The sequence below is a fragment of the Azospirillum sp. Marseille-Q6669 genome (assembly GCF_965111635.1).
The window spans coordinates 1,598,500-1,613,660 of the sequence record NZ_CBCOOP010000001.1; the positions used below are offsets into that span (position 1 = coordinate 1,598,500).

16 protein-coding genes are annotated in these 15,161 nt (G+C 69.3%); 3 read left to right on the top strand and 13 right to left on the bottom strand.

Annotated elements, in window-relative coordinates:
- Positions 1-344: 344 nt before the first annotated feature.
- The 4 genes from ACWPXE_RS07030 to ACWPXE_RS07045 all read right to left on the bottom strand — a co-directional run bounded on the left by ACWPXE_RS07030 (position 345) and on the right by ACWPXE_RS07045 (position 3,817).
- Complete coding sequence (locus ACWPXE_RS07030) at positions 345-1,871, bottom strand: glycosyl transferase family protein (RefSeq protein ID WP_454017230.1); 1,527 nt, start codon at positions 1,869-1,871, stop codon at positions 345-347.
- 137 nt (positions 1,872-2,008) lie between these two features.
- Positions 2,009-2,380, bottom strand: a complete 372-nt coding sequence (locus tag ACWPXE_RS07035) for a hypothetical protein (RefSeq protein ID WP_237905365.1) — start codon at positions 2,378-2,380, stop codon at positions 2,009-2,011.
- A 22-nt stretch (positions 2,381-2,402) separates the two neighbouring features.
- The gene (locus ACWPXE_RS07040) at positions 2,403-3,005 is read right to left on the bottom strand and encodes a hypothetical protein (RefSeq protein ID WP_454017231.1); all 603 of its coding nucleotides are present in this window, start codon (positions 3,003-3,005) and stop codon (positions 2,403-2,405) included.
- Positions 3,006-3,058: 53 nt separating this feature from the next.
- The gene (locus tag ACWPXE_RS07045) at positions 3,059-3,817 is read right to left on the bottom strand and encodes a phosphatase PAP2 family protein (RefSeq protein WP_454017232.1); all 759 of its coding nucleotides are present in this window, start codon (positions 3,815-3,817) and stop codon (positions 3,059-3,061) included.
- Positions 3,818-4,048: 231 nt separating this feature from the next.
- Between ACWPXE_RS07045 and ahcY the strand changes: the two genes are divergently transcribed.
- Positions 4,049-5,368 (top strand): adenosylhomocysteinase, encoded by a 1,320-nt coding sequence (gene ahcY, locus ACWPXE_RS07050; protein ID WP_454017233.1) that lies wholly within the window; start codon positions 4,049-4,051, stop codon positions 5,366-5,368.
- 201 nt (positions 5,369-5,569) lie between these two features.
- On the opposite strand, the gene ACWPXE_RS07055 is transcribed toward ahcY, so the two are convergent.
- The 5 genes from ACWPXE_RS07055 to ACWPXE_RS07075 all read right to left on the bottom strand — a co-directional run bounded on the left by ACWPXE_RS07055 (position 5,570) and on the right by ACWPXE_RS07075 (position 10,317).
- Positions 5,570-6,157, bottom strand: coding sequence for a hypothetical protein (locus ACWPXE_RS07055; protein WP_454017234.1), 588 nt, complete (start codon positions 6,155-6,157; stop codon positions 5,570-5,572).
- Positions 6,158-6,235: 78 nt separating this feature from the next.
- A complete protein-coding gene (locus ACWPXE_RS07060; RefSeq protein WP_454017235.1) occupies positions 6,236-7,183 on the bottom strand; it encodes an Hsp33 family molecular chaperone in 948 nt (315 codons plus the stop codon).
- A gap of 111 nt (positions 7,184-7,294) precedes the next feature.
- Positions 7,295-8,209 carry an ornithine carbamoyltransferase gene (gene argF, locus ACWPXE_RS07065; protein WP_454017236.1) on the bottom strand — a complete coding sequence of 305 codons (915 nt, stop codon included), beginning with the start codon at positions 8,207-8,209 and terminating at the stop codon, positions 7,295-7,297.
- A complete protein-coding gene (locus ACWPXE_RS07070; RefSeq protein WP_454017237.1) occupies positions 8,209-9,363 on the bottom strand; it encodes an acetylornithine transaminase in 1,155 nt (384 codons plus the stop codon). The genes argF and ACWPXE_RS07070 overlap by 1 nt, the downstream gene beginning before the upstream one ends.
- Positions 9,364-9,513: 150 nt before the next feature.
- Complete coding sequence (locus tag ACWPXE_RS07075; RefSeq protein WP_454017238.1) at positions 9,514-10,317, bottom strand: ABC transporter permease; 804 nt, start codon at positions 10,315-10,317, stop codon at positions 9,514-9,516.
- A gap of 80 nt (positions 10,318-10,397) precedes the next feature.
- On the opposite strand from ACWPXE_RS07075, the gene ACWPXE_RS07080 reads away from it, so the two are divergent.
- Complete coding sequence (locus ACWPXE_RS07080; RefSeq protein ID WP_145678764.1) at positions 10,398-10,958, top strand: regulatory protein RecX; 561 nt, start codon at positions 10,398-10,400, stop codon at positions 10,956-10,958.
- Positions 10,959-11,032: 74 nt separating this feature from the next.
- Positions 11,033-11,806, top strand: coding sequence for a hypothetical protein (locus ACWPXE_RS07085; RefSeq protein WP_454017239.1), 774 nt, complete (start codon positions 11,033-11,035; stop codon positions 11,804-11,806).
- 193 nt (positions 11,807-11,999) lie between these two features.
- Here the strand turns inward: ACWPXE_RS07085 and rpmB are convergent, their stop codons facing one another.
- The 4 genes from rpmB to ACWPXE_RS07105 form a co-directional block, all read right to left on the bottom strand.
- Positions 12,000-12,302 (bottom strand): 50S ribosomal protein L28, encoded by a 303-nt coding sequence (gene rpmB, locus ACWPXE_RS07090; RefSeq protein WP_145628978.1) that lies wholly within the window; start codon positions 12,300-12,302, stop codon positions 12,000-12,002.
- Between the two features lie 163 nt (positions 12,303-12,465).
- The gene (locus ACWPXE_RS07095; RefSeq protein ID WP_454017240.1) at positions 12,466-13,272 is read right to left on the bottom strand and encodes a phasin family protein; all 807 of its coding nucleotides are present in this window, start codon (positions 13,270-13,272) and stop codon (positions 12,466-12,468) included.
- 195 nt (positions 13,273-13,467) lie between these two features.
- A complete protein-coding gene (meaB, locus tag ACWPXE_RS07100; protein ID WP_454017241.1) occupies positions 13,468-14,472 on the bottom strand; it encodes a methylmalonyl Co-A mutase-associated GTPase MeaB in 1,005 nt (334 codons plus the stop codon).
- A gap of 69 nt (positions 14,473-14,541) precedes the next feature.
- Positions 14,542-15,141, bottom strand: coding sequence for a biliverdin-producing heme oxygenase (locus ACWPXE_RS07105; protein WP_454017242.1), 600 nt, complete (start codon positions 15,139-15,141; stop codon positions 14,542-14,544).
- Positions 15,142-15,161 lie beyond the last annotated feature (20 nt).

Consider the following 15,161-nt stretch of genomic DNA (forward strand, 5'->3'; position numbering starts at 1 on the left):
GCGGATGCGCCGATCAGCGGCGGGTATCTACCAATCGGGGAGGCGCCCCCTTCAACGGCGATCATTCAGAATAATTCTAAATTGCAAAATCACCACCCTTCAGCCCCAGTGCATGCAGGGATATGCTGTTTGTCGGAGCCCCTTGGCGGACCCTCCGCAAGCTCGCGCAGAGTGCTCTCCACACCAATTTTCCCATTTTGTAACAATGATTTAAAGACTCTGTTCAGAGGCTTTCACAGGTCCCGACGGGGCGGGCGAGGCCGGACTGTTGCAAAGCAGCAACTCCGATAATAAGAATTATTCGCAATGTGCAGAAGTGCCGCGGGCCGAACGTCTTTTCTACGTCAGGGCGGAATTTGCACAGCCATCGCGCTCTGCCTGAGACGGGCCTTCCAAAGCTGTTCGGCCAGCCGCAAGGCGTCGGCGAAGGCCGGTCCGGTGGCGCCGGGAAGGGCGAACAGGGCGAAGGCCGCGGTGCCGATGATGATGCGCTCGGCCCGCGCGTCGCGCACCGCGCCGGTCCACACCCCCTGCCAATATTCCAGGCTGGTACCGCGCGGGCGCGGCGTCGGCGGCGGCTCCTCCATGCAGGCGGGCAGGATGAGGTCCTCCGCCGCGCCGTTGACCAGCCGATGGATGGACGAGGGGCGGAAGGGAGTGAACTGGGCGACATCGCGCACGCTGCCCAGCACGGCCATGTGCTTCCAGCCAAGGATGCGGGCGGCATCGCGGTGCAGCTCCCGGTAGGTCGGTTTGGCCGCGCCCAGCAGGGAGGTCTTTGCCTTGGACGGCTTCAGCAGATGCACGGCCTCGAACACGGCGGAGCGGGTCTGGGTCAGCCGGTGTAGCCCGATCAGCCGGTAGATCTGCGGGGACAGGGCGGCGAGCGGCGCGTAGGCGATCCGCTGCGCCGCCAGCGCCGCCGCGATCTCCTGCCCGTTGGTGCAGACCGGGATGCCCACGGTGGGCGCGATGAACTCGTACCGGCCGGAGGCCGCGCTGCAGCCCGTGCTACCGTGCAGCAGCACCCGGTGGCCGGCCTGCGCGACCAGCCGTGCCGCGTGGAAGAACCAGGGCGGGTTATGGTAGTTGGGCGAGGTGAAGCAGGGCCAGTCGATGTCCGCCTGGATCGTCCGGCCGAGCCCGGCGGCGACGTGCGCCCGCATCGCCCGCACCATCCCGGCCAGTTCCGGCGCGGTCGAGCCACGCATCCGCATCATGCCGAGAAGAGCGCCGACCTGCACCGGATCGGCCTCACCCGCGAGGATGATGGTCATCGCCTCCTCCGCCTCCTCGGCGGTCAGCGGGCGACCGTGGCCGCCCCCGGCGACGCCCAGAACGCCGATATGGCGGGCCAGACGGTCCTGCGCGGGGGCGTCCGGCGCGATTCCGTCCAGCTTCGCGTCGATCTGGGCCGGGGACGGCTGGCCCTCCAGCAGGCCGGCGGGCCTCACCCGGAGCGGTGGCGCCGCGATGCCGGTCGGTACGTTCCAGCGGGGATCAAAGGTTTCGTCGACCACGGGGCGTTCCGCCAGCGGCTCGAACAGGGCGTCGATTCCGCGCGCCAGCGCCTGGACACGCGGGCGCAGCGCTTCGGCGAAGGGCGTCGGCACCAGACCGCGGCCCGAGCGGATGAACAGGGGATCGCCGAGTTCCTCGCGCATCTGCGCCAGAAGCCGGCTGAGCGCCGAGGTCTGCAGACCGAGATCGCGGGCGGCCAGCGTGACGTTCCGTTTCGACAGCAGCGCGTCCAGCGCAATGATCAGACGCCCACGCGACAGCGGGTTCTCCTGGTTGCCGGGAGCCATCTGGCGCGGAGCGGACGTCTTCGGCTCCGGGGGCGCCGCGGCGTCCTTCCTCTTGACCGTCATGTGATATCAGCCCGAATGCGGTTGCCTGGCCGGTTCACGGCTGCATACCATGATAATGATACGCATTTGCATGACAACGCAACACGGCTGGTCCGCCCTCCGACTCCGCGACGGATGGGGCCGGAGGCTTGTGCTCCTTAGTCCTCGGACTCCACGGGCTTGGGGGCTGCGGCCTGCTCCGCCTGGATCCGCTCGACGATGCGGGTCAACGCCGCCGCGTCCAAGGGGCTGTCCATGTTCAGGTCCTGGGCGAACTTGCGGATCACGCCAATGGCACGGCGCCGGGTCACGATGTCGACGTCACCGGGCCGCGTCCGCTCGACCACCGGCCCCTTGTAGTAGCCGCTGCCGACGCGCCATTGGCGCTGGCCGTCCGCCCGCCATTTGGTGCCGTCGGACAGCACCATGCAGCGGTTGCCCTCGGTGAAGGCATCGACGGTGGCGATCCTCTCCGGGCCGGTCTGGCTGTTGTGGATCGTCACCTGATCCCCGACCCTGAACGCTGTCATTCTGTGATCATCCTCATCTCGGTCAGTCGCTGTCCGATACCGGACCTCCGGAACGGAACCCGGCGCCCTGGTCGCTCTCGCGCCGCTCCTCCACCGCCGCCATCAACCGCGACTTCGCGGTGGCACGGCTGTCGGGCGCCCCATCGTCCGTCCGCTTGCCCGGCGGCTGGCTCCGCGAGGCGGAGCGCACGCCATTCAACGCCGCCAGGAAACCGGTGGCCGGACGCATCGTCCTGCCACCGCGCAGGCCGGGCGGCGGACCCGCTGGCGGCGCCGAAGGCGACGCCGCCGGGGGTTGCGGCTTCGCCGCGGCGATGGGGACGCGGGCGGGGACGACGTCGACCTCCACCTCCTCATGCGGCGCCCGCCGTTCGGCGGCCTCGGCATGGGCGAGGCTGGTGGCTCGTTCCACGACCAGCGTCCGGCATTCGCCGTCCAGCGTTTCGTAAACGCGCTTGGCCTCGTTCAGTTCATGCAGATCTTCCGTTTTCAGCGTGCGGTCCAGCGCGCTGGAGAGCAGCCGGAACTCCAGCACACCCGGCACCCGCGCCTCGTCCACGGCGCGCTTCAGCACGCCGACGGCTTGCAGGGTTTCACGGTCTAGTGCGCCTTCGGACATCGACATGCTGTGGGTTGAACGGCGGGATCACCCGAAATATCGGCTGAGGCCGGGCGGGGTCAAGTGCGATCCGGCACCGATCCGGCTTCACCCTCCGGTTCGACCGCACCGCGTCTTTGCAGCCACAGGGCGACGAGCCAGCACAGCGCGGCCCAGCCCGCCCCGACGCACCAGCCCGCCAGGACGTCGGTCGGCCAATGTACTCCCAAATAGACCCGGCTGCACCCGACCAGCAGCGTCACCGCCATCGCCACGACGAGCACATAGGCCTTCTGTCGCCGCCCCTCGACGAAGCGCGCCAGCATGGCGCCCAGCGTCAGGAAGACGACCGCTGACAGCAGTGAATGACCGCTGGGGAAGCTGGCGGTGAAGACGATGTCGCCGTGGGGGACGATGTCCGGGCGCTCCCGCCCGATCTGGTTCTTCAACAGGCCGCTGATCGCCATGCCGCCGCCGACCGACAGCAGCACCAGGAGCGACGCCCCGCGCTTCCCCCGAAGCAGCAGGAAACCCACCGTCACCGTGGTGATCAGCGACAGCACCGTGATGCTGCCCAGCGCTGTGACATCGCGCGCCGCGTTGTGAAGCCAGGGCGGCCCCAACGGCGCCGCCGGATCGCCGGCCACCCGCAGCGCCATCAGCACCGCACGGTCGAAGGCCGCCGTCTCGCCCTCGATCACCTCGCCGGCCAACAGGGCGAAGGTCAGGATCAGCCCGGCGCTGACCGCCATGCCGACGAGAAGCCTCAACTCGTGCCGGCCGAGCCTCGTCCAGAAGCCGGGTGCCCTCAATCCTGCCAGCGCCATCGCCCGTCCCATGCCTTCCGTCCGTCACAGACCGGTTATGGGAACGCCGGCCCGCACGGAAAAGGTCCGCCGGGCCGGACAAGCCGCGGCCACGCGGTCGCCCGCGATCGGTTGGTCCATAAACATAAAGATATCTTTATGCTTGCGGGGGCCGGATGGCGCTGCTACACCAACGCCACAGCGGGCCGGTGCGCCCGCCCCTTTTCATTGCTGTTCCACGAACAGCCGCCCAGGAGACCCCCGATGGCCGCGCCCGCCAACTTCACCGACTACAAGGTCAAGGACATCAGCCTCGCCGAGTGGGGCCGCAAGGAAATCACCATCGCCGAGACCGAGATGCCCGGTCTGATGGCGCTGCGCGCGGAGTTCGGCGAGACGAAGCCGCTGGCCGGCGCCCGCATCGTCGGCTGCCTGCACATGACCATCCAGACCGCCGTGCTGATCGAGACGCTGACCGCTCTCGGCGCGACCGTCCGCTGGTCGTCCTGCAACATCTTCTCGACCCAGGACCAGGCCGCCGCCGCCATCGCCGCCGCCGGCATCCCGGTCTTCGCCTGGAAGGGCGAGACGGAGGAAGAGTTCTGGTGGTGCATCGAGCAGACGCTCCGCGGCCCAGCCACCGGTGAGTATGCCGGCTGGACCCCGAACATGATCTTGGACGACGGCGGCGACGTCACCCAGATCATGCACGACAAGTATCCGGAGATGCTGGCCGAGGTCCGCGGCCTGTCGGAGGAGACCACCACCGGCGTCCATCGTCTCTATGAGATGATGAAGAAGGGCACGCTGAAGGTTCCGGCCATCAACGTGAACGACAGCGTCACCAAGTCGAAGTTCGACAACCTCTACGGCTGCCGCGAGTCGCTGGTCGACGGCATCAAGCGCGCCACCGACGTGATGGTGGCCGGCAAGGTCGCCGTGGTCGCCGGCTACGGCGACGTGGGCAAGGGCTCGGCCGCCTCGCTGCGCTCGCAGGGCGCTCGCGTCCTGGTGACGGAGATCGACCCGATCACCGCGCTCCAGGCCGCGATGGAAGGCTATCAGGTCGTCACGATGGACGAGGCCGCCCCGCAGGGCGACATCTTCGTCACCGCGACCGGCAACGTGGACGTCATCACGCTGGACCACATGCGCCAGATGAAGGACCGCGCCATCGTCTGCAACATCGGCCACTTCGACAGCGAGATCCAGATCGAGGCCCTGCGCAACTACGTGTGGGAAGAGGTCAAGCCGCAGGTCGACGAGGTCGTGTTCCCCGATGGCAAGCGCCTGATCGTCCTGGCCCAGGGCCGTCTGGTCAACCTGGGCTGCGCCACCGGCCACCCGAGCTTCGTGATGAGCGCCAGCTTCACCAACCAGGTGCTGGCCCAGATCGAGCTGTGGACCAACGCCGCCAGCTACGAGAACAAGGTCTACGTCCTGCCGAAGCACCTGGACGAGAAGGTCGCCCGCCTGCATCTGGACAAGATCGGCGCCAAGCTGACCACGCTGTCGGCCAAGCAGGCCGAGTACATCGGCGTGAAGGTCGAAGGCCCGTTCAAGCCGGACCACTACCGCTACTAAGCGGGTCCGGACGGATCGGAACGGAAAGGGCCGCCCAATGGGGCGGCCCTTTTTGCGTTTGGGGCGCGCTGTTGCCCCCACCCTTCCCACGGCTTCGCCGCGGGCCCCTTCCCTCCCCGCTGGGCGGGGCGGGTGTTCAATCCCCTCCCCGCCCAGCGGGGGAGGGTCAGGGTGGGGGCAAGACTTCCCCTCTGCCAACCCCTACCGCCGCACCATCGGCGCCAGATCCTTGCGGATGCCGGCGTCCAGCCGGGCATTCAGGTCGTCCATCATGCGGCGGACGAGGTCCTGCAGGGTCGCCTCGCGGTCGGCCACCGAGATGTTCTCCGGCACCGTTGTGGAGTGGGTCACCGTCGCCTTGGTCATGCCGCGGAAGGTCGCCTCGCCGGGCAGCTCGCCGCTGACCTCGACCTCGATCCGTCCGTCGTAGCGCTGGGCCTGATCGTTGGTGAAGTAGCCCTTCACCCCGCCGGTCTTGGGAAGCTGGACCTCGACGATGCTGGCGTCGCGGATGGTGACGCGGACGCGGCCCGGCCCGCCCGCGGCCTGGAGCCGCTCGTTGGCCCAGCGGCGCACCGCCTCGGCGGGCGGCAGGGGGATGCGCTGGTCGACGGTGGTGCCGGCCGGACGGTGGGCGTCCACCACGTCAACGCCGCCCGCGCTCAGGACGATCGGGCCGAAGTTGGAATAATCGATGGGCCGGGCCGCCGGACGCGGCGGCGTGCTCTGGCAGGCCGTCAGGGCCATGGTGGCGAGTGCGGCGGCGAGAACGAAACGGCGGGTGGGCATGATCGCTCCGGTGAGACGGAAAAACGGCGCGGCACTATAGCCGCGCCGTTTCCCAAGCGCATCCGGAACCTGGAGCCCCTACTTCGCCGTCCCGTAGACCCGGTCGAGGTCCGCGTCGTCGAAGTGGTAGGCGGTGGAGCAGAACTGGCAGACCACCTCGACCCGCCCATCGTCGATCTTCAGGCTCTGCACCTCGTCCCGCGGCAGGCTGGACAGCATGTCCGACACCCGCTCGCGCGAGCAGCGGCAGCCGAAGCGCAGGGCCTTGGGCTGCCACACCCGCACGCCGTCCTCGTGGAACAGGCGGAACAGCAGGTCGCGGGCCGGCAGCTCGGGGTCAAGAAGCTCGTCGCCGGTGGTGCTGGACAGCAGGACCATGGCGCGGCGCCACGCGTCCTCGTCGCCGGAGCCGAGCACCTTCTCCGTGGCGTCCTGCGGCAGGCGCTGGATCATGATGCCGCCGGCCCGCCAGACGCCCTTGCTGCCGTCCGGCAGGGTTTCCTGGTCCACCGACACGGTCAGGCCGGTGTCGATCTGCTCCGACTGGCGGAAGTAATGCTGCACGCAGTCGGCCAGCGTCTTGCCGTACAGCTCGACGATGCCCTGGTAGCGCTCGGTGTTCGGCCCCTGGTCCACGGTGAAGGCGATGTGGCCCTTGCCGAGCAGGGCCGGCGCCGGGGCGATCGCCACGTCGTCGGCGGCCTTGGCCAGGGCTTCCTCGTCGAACTGGGCGTAGGCGCGGATGTCGCCGACCGAGGTGATGTCCGCCACCATCAGCCGGACCGGCCCGTCGCCCTTGGTCTGGAGCGTGAAGATGCCGTCGTACTTCAACATGCTGGACAGCAGCATGGCGAGCGTCATCGTCTCGGCCAGGAAGCGGGCGACCGGCTCCGGATAGGCGTGGCGGGTCAGGATTTCGTCCAGCGCGGGGCCCAGCTTCACCATGCGGCCGCGCAGGCGCGACGCCTCGATCTGGAAAGGCAGAACGAGATCGTCGGTGATCGGTTGGACGGAAGGATCGTCCATGATGTCCTCGAAGTTACGACAGGCCATGGCCCGGCGCCACCATCCCGCTCATCGCGGGGGGCGGCGCCGGGCCATGACTCCAATTCCAAGGGCTCTTAGCCCCAAGTGCTCTTAAATAGTGGCGCCGAGGCACCATGCCAGTATGGCCTTCTGGGCGTGCAGGCGATTTTCCGCCTCGTCCCAGACGACCGAGTGCCGGCCGTCGATCACCCCGTCGGTCACCTCCTCCCCGCGGTGGGCGGGCAGGCAGTGCATGAACAGGGCGTCGGGGGCGGCGAGATCCATCAGCGCCTCGTTCACCTGATAGGGCGACAGGATCGCCGCCCGCTCGTCCACGTCGGTGTTGTGCATCGAGGCCCAGGCGTCGGTGACCACGCAGTCGGCGCCGCGCACGGCCTCCTCCGGCGAAGTGGTGACGGTGATCCGCCCGCCCTCGCGCTTCACCCAGTCGAGCAGCTCCGGCGCCGGGCCGTAGATCTCCGGGCAGCCGAGGCGTATCTCCACGCCGAGGCGCACCGCCACATGGACCCAGCTGACCGCCACGTTGTTCACGTCGCCGATCCAGGCCACCGTGCGCCCTTCGATGGGGCCGCGATGCTCCTCGAAGGTCATCACGTCGGCCATGATCTGGCAGGGGTGCGACTGGTCGGTCAGGCCGTTGATGATCGGCACCGAGGCGAACTCGGCCAGCTCCTGCACGCGCTCCTCGCCCATGGTGCGGACCATCACCGCGTCCACGTAGCGGGACAGCACGCGGGCGGTGTCGCCGATGGTCTCGCCGCGGCCGAGCTGCATGTCGTCGGGCTTCAGCACCACCACGTCGCCGCCGAGCTGGCGCATGCCGACCTCGAAGGAGACGCGGGTGCGGGTCGACGGCTTCTCGAAGATCATCGCCAGCGTGCGGCCTGCGAACAGCGAGCGGTAGGCCGGGATGTCCTTCTTGATGGTCGCGGCCATGGCGAGGATCTGGCGCAGGGTCGCCTTGTCCAGCCGGTCGATGTCGAGGAAATGACGGACGGCGGACATCACACCAGCTCCTTGGCGGTCTTGGCGAGGATGGCCACGGCCTCCTCCACCTCGGCCTCGCCGATGTTCAGCGGCGGCAGCAGCCGAACCACATTCTCGCCCGCCGGAACGGACAACAGGCCGTTGGCGCGCAGTTTCGCCACCACGTCGCCGACCGCCGGGCCGCAGGCGAGGCCGAGCATCAGCCCCTTGCCGCGCACGCCCGTGAAGACCGACGGGTTCCCGGCCACCAGCCCGGCCAGACGGCCCTGGAGCAGGCCGCCGATGCGCTGCACATGGTCGAGGAAGCCGGGCTCCAGCACCTTGTCCAGCACGGCGTTGCCGACCGCGGTGGCCAGCGGGTTGCCGCCGTAGGTCGAACCGTGGGTGCCGGCGGTCATGCCCGACGCCGCCTTCTCGGTGGCAAGGCAGGCGCCCAGCGGGAAGCCGCCGCCGATGCCCTTGGCCACCGCCATGACGTCCGGCGTGATGCCGGCCCATTCATGGGCGAACAGCTTGCCGGTGCGGCCCATGCCGCACTGGATCTCGTCCAGGAACAGCAGCAGCCCGTGCTCATCGCAGATTTCCCGCAGCCCGCGCAGGAATTCCACCGAGCCGGCGCGGATGCCGCCCTCGCCCTGGATCGGCTCCAGGCAGATGCCGGCGGTCCGCTCGGTCACGGCGTTGCGCACCGCCTCCAGATCGCCGAAGGGCACGAGGTCGAAGCCGTCGAGCAGCGGGCCGAAGCCCTTGATCAGCTTCTCCTGCTGCGCCGCCGACACCGCGGCCAGCGTGCGGCCGTGGAAGGCCTGCTCGAAGGTGATGATGCGGGTGCGGGCCTTGTCGCCCTTCTCGTAATGGTATTTGCGGATCAGCTTGGCGCCGCACTCCCACGCCTCGGCGCCCGAGTTCGTGAAGAACACGGTGTCGGCGAAGGTGGCGTCGGTCAGCCGCTTGGCGAGGCTCTCCTGCCCGGCGACCCGGAACAGGTTGGAGGTGTGCCAGAGCTTGTGGGCCTGGGCGGTCAGCGCCTCGACCAGATAGGGATTCGCGTGGCCGAGGACGTTCACCGCCACACCGGCGGCGAAGTCGAGGAATCGTCGCCCGTCGGTCGCGTACAGATACGGACCTTCGCCGCGCTCGAACACGATGTCGGCGCGGGCATATGTGGGCATGACGACCGGAATCACAGCGAAAGCCTCCGAATGAGGAAAGCCCGGCGGACACCCTCGCCCGCCGGGAACCGTCGAATATCAAGATGTCACTTCAGCCTGTCAACGGATTGGCTACGCCGACCGGCTGAATTCGGCCGAATTCCGGCGGATTTACGCCTTCAGCTTGTAGCCCGTCTTCAGCATGCGCCAGGCCAGCCACCACAGGCCGCCGTTCACGGCCAGCATGACGAGAATCCCGATCCCCAGCGTGCCGTCCGACCGCCCGATGAAGCCGTAGCGGAAGCCGTCGATCATGTAGAAGAACGGGTCGAAATGGGCGATCCACCAGAAGACCGGCGGCAGCGTCTCCACCGAATAGAAGGTGCCGGACAGGAAGGACAGCGGCGTCACCACGAAGTTGGTCACCGCCGCGATGTTGTCGAACTTCTCCGACCAGATGCCACCGACCAGCCCGAGCAGCGACAGCAGCATGGAGGCCATCAGGGCGTGGAAGACGACGAATTCCGGATGGACGATGCGGATCGGAACGAAGGCCCAGATCGCCAGCCCGGTCACCAGCCCGACCAGCAGGCCGCGCGTCACCCCGCCCATGACGAAGCCGAAGACCAGTTCCAGCGGGGCCATCGGCGGCATCAGGATGTCGACGATGTTGCCCTGGACCTTCGCGATCACCACGGAGGAGGAGGTGTTGGCGAAGGCGTTCTGGGCCATCGCCATCATGATCAGGCCGGGGGCCAGGAACTCCAGATAGGGCACCGTCCCGATCATCCGCACCGCACCGCCCAGGGCCAGCGCGAAGACGGCGTAGAACAGCAGGGTGGTGACCACGGGCGCCCAGACGGTCTGCTGGTGCACCTTCAGGAACCGGCGCACCTCGCGCGCGTAGAGGGTCCACAGGCCGACCCAGTTGACGGCGCCGACCTGGCGGGGCATGGGAGGGAGAGGATGAGTCATCGCACCACGATTCACAGGAATGGACCGGACTTTAGGGCGCGCCGCCCGTTCCGGCAACCGCCCCCGGACGGGAGACAGCCATGACCCGCGACCAGCCGCCGGCCCGCAAGCCGCCGCGCCTCGTGACCGCCCAGTATCTGGAGAACGCGGCCCTGCACTATCTCCAGCGCTTCGCCAGCTCCTCGGCCAGCCTGCGCCGCGTGCTGATGCGCAAGGTCGACCGCTCCGCCCAGGCCCACGGCACCGATCCGGCGGAGGGGGCGCGCTGGGTCGAGGACCTGATCGCCCGCTACCTGCGCAGCGGCCTGCTGAACGACGCGGCCTACGCGGAGATGCGCGCGGCCAGCCTGCACCGCCGCGGCACCTCGACCCGCGCCATCCGCGAGAAGCTGTCCGCCAAGGGCATCGGCCGCGACGAGGCCGACCGCGCGCTGGAGTCGCTGGACGAGGAGGTGGAGGGCGACCTGAACCTGACCGCCGCCCTGGCGCTGGCCCGCCGCCGCCGGCTCGGCCCCTACCGCCTGCCGGAAAAGCGCGCGGAGTTCCGCGACAAGGATCTGGCGGCGCTGGGCCGCGCCGGCTTCGCCTACGACATCGCCCGTCGGGTGGTGGACGCCGAAGACCCCGACTCGGTGGAGTAACCCCGTCCCCTCCGCGGCCTGTTCGCCCCGTCCGTCTGTTGTTCGGCAAACGCCACCGGTTCGGGAAAGCAGACATGCGCCACGCCGCCCTCGCGGGCCTTACCCTCGCCGCCGGGCTGCTCGCCGCCTCCGGGACGGCCCGCGCGCAGGACGACAAGCGCATGGCGCTGTCGTCGGAGTTGCCCATCAGTCTGGAGGACGCCGCCGCCATCGAGAAAGGCAGCGTCGACGTGAAGGTCCGCGCCTTCTTCGACCGGCTTAAGGGGGATGGTGGGCGCAACCGCCTGTCCTTCGACCCGGAACTCCAGGTCGGCGTGGCCAACGGCTTGGCGCTGAAGGTCAATCCCGGCTACCGCGTGGGCAACGCCGACGACGCGCAGCAGGGCGACGTCAAGCTCTCCGCCGAATACAACATCCGCGAACCGTCGCAGGGACGGCTGGGCGTCTCGGTGGAGCCGCTGGTCAGCATCCCCTACGGGTCGGGGAGCAAGACGATCGAGGCCGGGATCACCGGGCGCCTGACCCAACCGCTCGGGTCCGCCGCCGGCGCACCGCGCCTGCACGCCAACCTGTCCTGGCGGCATCTGTTCGATCCGGCATCGGACGAGCGCGAGAATCGTTTCATCATGGCCGCCGGGATGAACGCCGCGGTCGGCCCCGCCACCGCCGTGGCCTTCGACGTGGTGCGCGAGCAATCCCAGGAACGCGGCAAGGCCGACAATTTCGTGGAGGCCGGCGTCCGGCATCTCGTTGGCGAAGACCTCGCCGTCGGGGCCGGGGTCGGCGTCGGGTTCGGCCCCGATTCGCCGCGCTACCGCCTGCTGCTGGGTGTCCAGCGGTCGTTCTAAGGCAGAACCCGGATACGACAAAACGCGCGCAAAGCCTTTCGGCGATGCGCGCGACACTCTCAACCGGGATTCGGTGCAACCGAGAGTCGGAGTCGTCCTGGTGTGGGGCGTAGCGCCCGACCGCGGAGTTTGCCGCCCCGCGGTGACGTCACCAGAATCGCCGGAAGCGCTCAGGCGCCTCCGGCGGTCAGCCTCAGGCCGCGGCGGCCTGCTGCTTGTCCTGGGCCTTGGCGATGCGGCGCTTCAGGCGGCGCGCATCCAGGCTGAGGACATCGTCCTTCGCGTCGAGCAGGAAGGCGTCGAGGCCGCCCTTGTGCTCGATCGAACGGATCGCGTTGGTGGAGATACGCAGGCGCACCATCTGACCCAGAGCGTCGCTCAGCAGCGAGGTTTCCTGCAGGTTCGGCTGGAAACGGCGGCGGGTCTTGTTGTTGGCGTGGCTGACGTTGTTGCCAAACTGCGTGCCCTTACCGGTCACGGAGCACCGACGTGCCATCGGACTGATCCTTTATTTTTGCAAATGAAACCCGGTCCCGGGCAGCATTCCGCCCGAAGGAGGCGGCGTTATAGTCGAACAAGCGCGCGCCCGTCAAGGAAGGAAGAGACGGGCGCGCGCCGATCGACGGTCCCCGGGCCGGCGGGGACCGCGATCCGGTGAATCACTCGGCGGCGGGAGCGGCGGCCTTCGGAGCGGCCTTGGCAGCCTCCGGCTTCGGCGCTTCCGCCTTGGGGGCCTCGACCTTCGGAGACTCGACCTTGGGAGGCTCGGCCTTCACGTCGACCTTCACCTCGGCCTTCTTCTCTTCAGTCTTCGGCGCTTCGACCTTGGGGGCTTCAGCCTTCGGAGTCGGGGCGGGAGCCGCCTCGACCTTCGGCGTTTCAGCCTTTACCGGCTCCGCCTTCGGAGCGGGCGCCTCGGCCTTCGGCGCGGCCTTGGGAGCGGCAGCCTTGGCCGGAGCCTTGCGGGCCGCCGGAGCTTTTTTCGGCTCCGGAGCGGGAGCCGCCTCCGCCTTCACCTCGGCCTTCTTCTCTTCGACCTTGGGGGCTTCCAACTTCGGGGCGGGAGCTGGCGCGGCGACCGGAGCGGCCTTAGGCGCCGGGGCGGCCGGCGACAGGGCCACCGGGGCGACGCCCAGCTCGGCGGCGATCTTCGAGGAGACGTCGAGGACGGTTTGCACTTGGTTGACGACCCGGGCCTGAGCGACGGTCGCCCATTCGCGCTGCACGGCGACGAGGTCCGCCGGGCTGCGCACCTTGGCGAATTCGCCGGCGAGGTGGGTCGTCTCGCCGATGCCGGCGGTCACGCCGTCGAGCAGGCGGCGGCAGCCGTCCTGCATCACACCGGCGACGCGCGTGCCGCGGGCGGCGTAGGTCTCGGCATTCGCCTTGCCCAGCGGCGACAGAGCCAGGGGTCCCATGGTCAGGGGATTGAAGCGCTCGAAAAGATCAAGAAAGTTGGCGGCCATGTCCTAAGGTCTCCCGTTGACGACTCGACGCGGAGGCGGTGTCGGACAAGTCAACTCCGGCTCGTACCCCAGGAGACTGCGGGCAAACCTCTCGCCCAAGCGCCGCGAAGACGCTCCTTTCCCGCCCACGCCACCTTATGCACGGGAGAATCGCCGCGCAACGGAAATGTTGCGGTGCAGCATACCCGAAAGGACCTACTCCACCGCGCGCCCGAGGAACTTTTCAAGCAAAACGCGTGCAGCGGCGGTGGGGGTGATGGCGCCGCCGGTCACGCGGGATTCCAGCGCGGACAGGTCGGCGCGCACGGCGGGATGCGCCTTGAAGGCGTCCACCAGCGTCTCGCGGATCTCGCTCCACAGCCAGGCGCGGGCCTGCTCGGCGCGGCGCGTGGCGCGGACTCCGGACGCCTCGGTGATCGCCTTGTGCTCCCCGATGGTGTCCCACACCGAATCGATGCCGGCCCTGGTGATGGCCGAGCAGCTCAGCACCGGCACGCGCCAGTCGCCGTGGCGCAGCAGGGTCAGGGCGTGGCGGTAGTCCGCGACGGTATGCCGCGCCGTGTTGGCAAGGTCGCCGTCCGCCTTGTTGACGACCACGAGGTCGGCCAGCTCGACGATGCCCTTCTTGATGCCCTGAAGCTCGTCACCCCCGGCGGGCAGCAGCAGCAGCATGAACAGGTCGACCATGTCGGCCACCGCCGTCTCCGACTGGCCGACGCCCACCGTCTCCACCACGATCACGTCGAAGCCCGCCGCCTCGCAGATCAGCATGGCCTCGCGCGTGCGGCGGGCCACGCCGCCCAGCGTGGCGCCGGCGGGCGACGGGCGGATGAAGGCGTTCGGTTCGCGCGACAGGTCCACCATGCGGGTCTTGTCGCCCAGGATGGAGCCGCCGGTGCGCTGCGACGACGGGTCGATGGCCAGCACCGCCACCTTGTGCCCCCGCGCGATGACGTGCTGCCCGAACGCCTCGATGAAGGTCGACTTGCCCACCCCCGGCACCCCGGAAATGCCCACCCGCACCGAATTGCCGGTGTGGGGCAGCAGCGTCTCCAGCAGGGCGTCGGCCTGGGCGCGGTGGTCGCGCCGGGTCGATTCGATCAGCGTGATGGCGCGGGCGAGCGCGCGGCGGTCACCCCGCAGCACCGCGTCGGCGAGCGCGGCGGGGGTGTTGAGGGCGGGAGCGGGAACGGTCGTCATGGCAGGACCCTAGCGGGCGCCGCGGGCGCGGTGAAGCCCCCGCGTCGATCCGCCGTCATCCGGCGGGGCTCAGGCGGCCCCGGATCGGACAGTCGGGACCAGCCCGTCCAGCCAGACCTCCAGCGCGGCGAACAGGGCGACCGCCGTGGCGCAGGCGGCCTGCGCCGACTCGGGCGCCTCCAGATCGCTTTCCAGCCGGGCGAGCAGCGCCTTCCACCGGCCGGCCATGTCGATCCCGGCCGAGGCCAGAAAACGCGCCCCGCGCGTGGCGTCGAAGCCCAGCGCGCGGGTGACGTTGGGCAGCATCGCCCGCCCGCCATGGGCGGAGCCGTCGAGCACGTAGCGCGCCGCCAGCCGCGCCGGCAGGCCGTCCAACGCCGGCAGCGCCCCGGCCACCGGCAATGAGTCCGCATCCACCCCCAGATCGGCCAGATCGGCGCGCAGCAGGTCCAGCCGTTCGGCCCCCTCGCCCAGCGCCCGCTCGCCCAGCGCCCGCTCGCCCAGCGCCCGCTCAATGGGAGCGTTGAAGCCATGCAGGGCGATCAGGGCGTCGCGGTACTCGTCCGCCGTGATCGTCGGGCTGGTCAGCGGGCGCAGGACCGCCGCGCGGTCCAGCCGTTCATGAATGTCGCGGGTCGCCTCGCGTAGCGCCTGCCGTACCGGTCCCAAAGGGATGCTCCGTCGTGATG

Excerpts from the sequence above, each read along its gene's own strand:
- ACWPXE_RS07030 (WP_454017230.1), bottom strand. The coding sequence starts at position 1,871 with ATGACGGTCAAGAGGAAGGACGCCGCGGCGCCCCCGGAGCCGAAGACG.
- ACWPXE_RS07035 (WP_237905365.1), bottom strand. The coding sequence starts at position 2,380 with ATGACAGCGTTCAGGGTCGGGGATCAGGTGACGATCCACAACAGCCAG.
- ACWPXE_RS07040 (WP_454017231.1), bottom strand. The coding sequence starts at position 3,005 with ATGTCGATGTCCGAAGGCGCACTAGACCGTGAAACCCTGCAAGCCGTC.
- ACWPXE_RS07045 (WP_454017232.1), bottom strand. The coding sequence starts at position 3,817 with ATGGGACGGGCGATGGCGCTGGCAGGATTGAGGGCACCCGGCTTCTGG.
- ahcY (WP_454017233.1), top strand. The coding sequence starts at position 4,049 with ATGGCCGCGCCCGCCAACTTCACCGACTACAAGGTCAAGGACATCAGC.
- ACWPXE_RS07055 (WP_454017234.1), bottom strand. The coding sequence starts at position 6,157 with ATGCCCACCCGCCGTTTCGTTCTCGCCGCCGCACTCGCCACCATGGCC.
- ACWPXE_RS07060 (WP_454017235.1), bottom strand. The coding sequence starts at position 7,183 with ATGGACGATCCTTCCGTCCAACCGATCACCGACGATCTCGTTCTGCCT.
- argF (WP_454017236.1), bottom strand. The coding sequence starts at position 8,209 with ATGTCCGCCGTCCGTCATTTCCTCGACATCGACCGGCTGGACAAGGCG.
- ACWPXE_RS07070 (WP_454017237.1), bottom strand. The coding sequence starts at position 9,363 with ATGCCCACATATGCCCGCGCCGACATCGTGTTCGAGCGCGGCGAAGGT.
- ACWPXE_RS07075 (WP_454017238.1), bottom strand. The coding sequence starts at position 10,317 with ATGACTCATCCTCTCCCTCCCATGCCCCGCCAGGTCGGCGCCGTCAAC.
- ACWPXE_RS07080 (WP_145678764.1), top strand. The coding sequence starts at position 10,398 with ATGACCCGCGACCAGCCGCCGGCCCGCAAGCCGCCGCGCCTCGTGACC.
- ACWPXE_RS07085 (WP_454017239.1), top strand. The coding sequence starts at position 11,033 with ATGCGCCACGCCGCCCTCGCGGGCCTTACCCTCGCCGCCGGGCTGCTC.
- rpmB (WP_145628978.1), bottom strand. The coding sequence starts at position 12,302 with ATGGCACGTCGGTGCTCCGTGACCGGTAAGGGCACGCAGTTTGGCAAC.
- ACWPXE_RS07095 (WP_454017240.1), bottom strand. The coding sequence starts at position 13,272 with ATGGCCGCCAACTTTCTTGATCTTTTCGAGCGCTTCAATCCCCTGACC.
- meaB (WP_454017241.1), bottom strand. The coding sequence starts at position 14,472 with ATGACGACCGTTCCCGCTCCCGCCCTCAACACCCCCGCCGCGCTCGCC.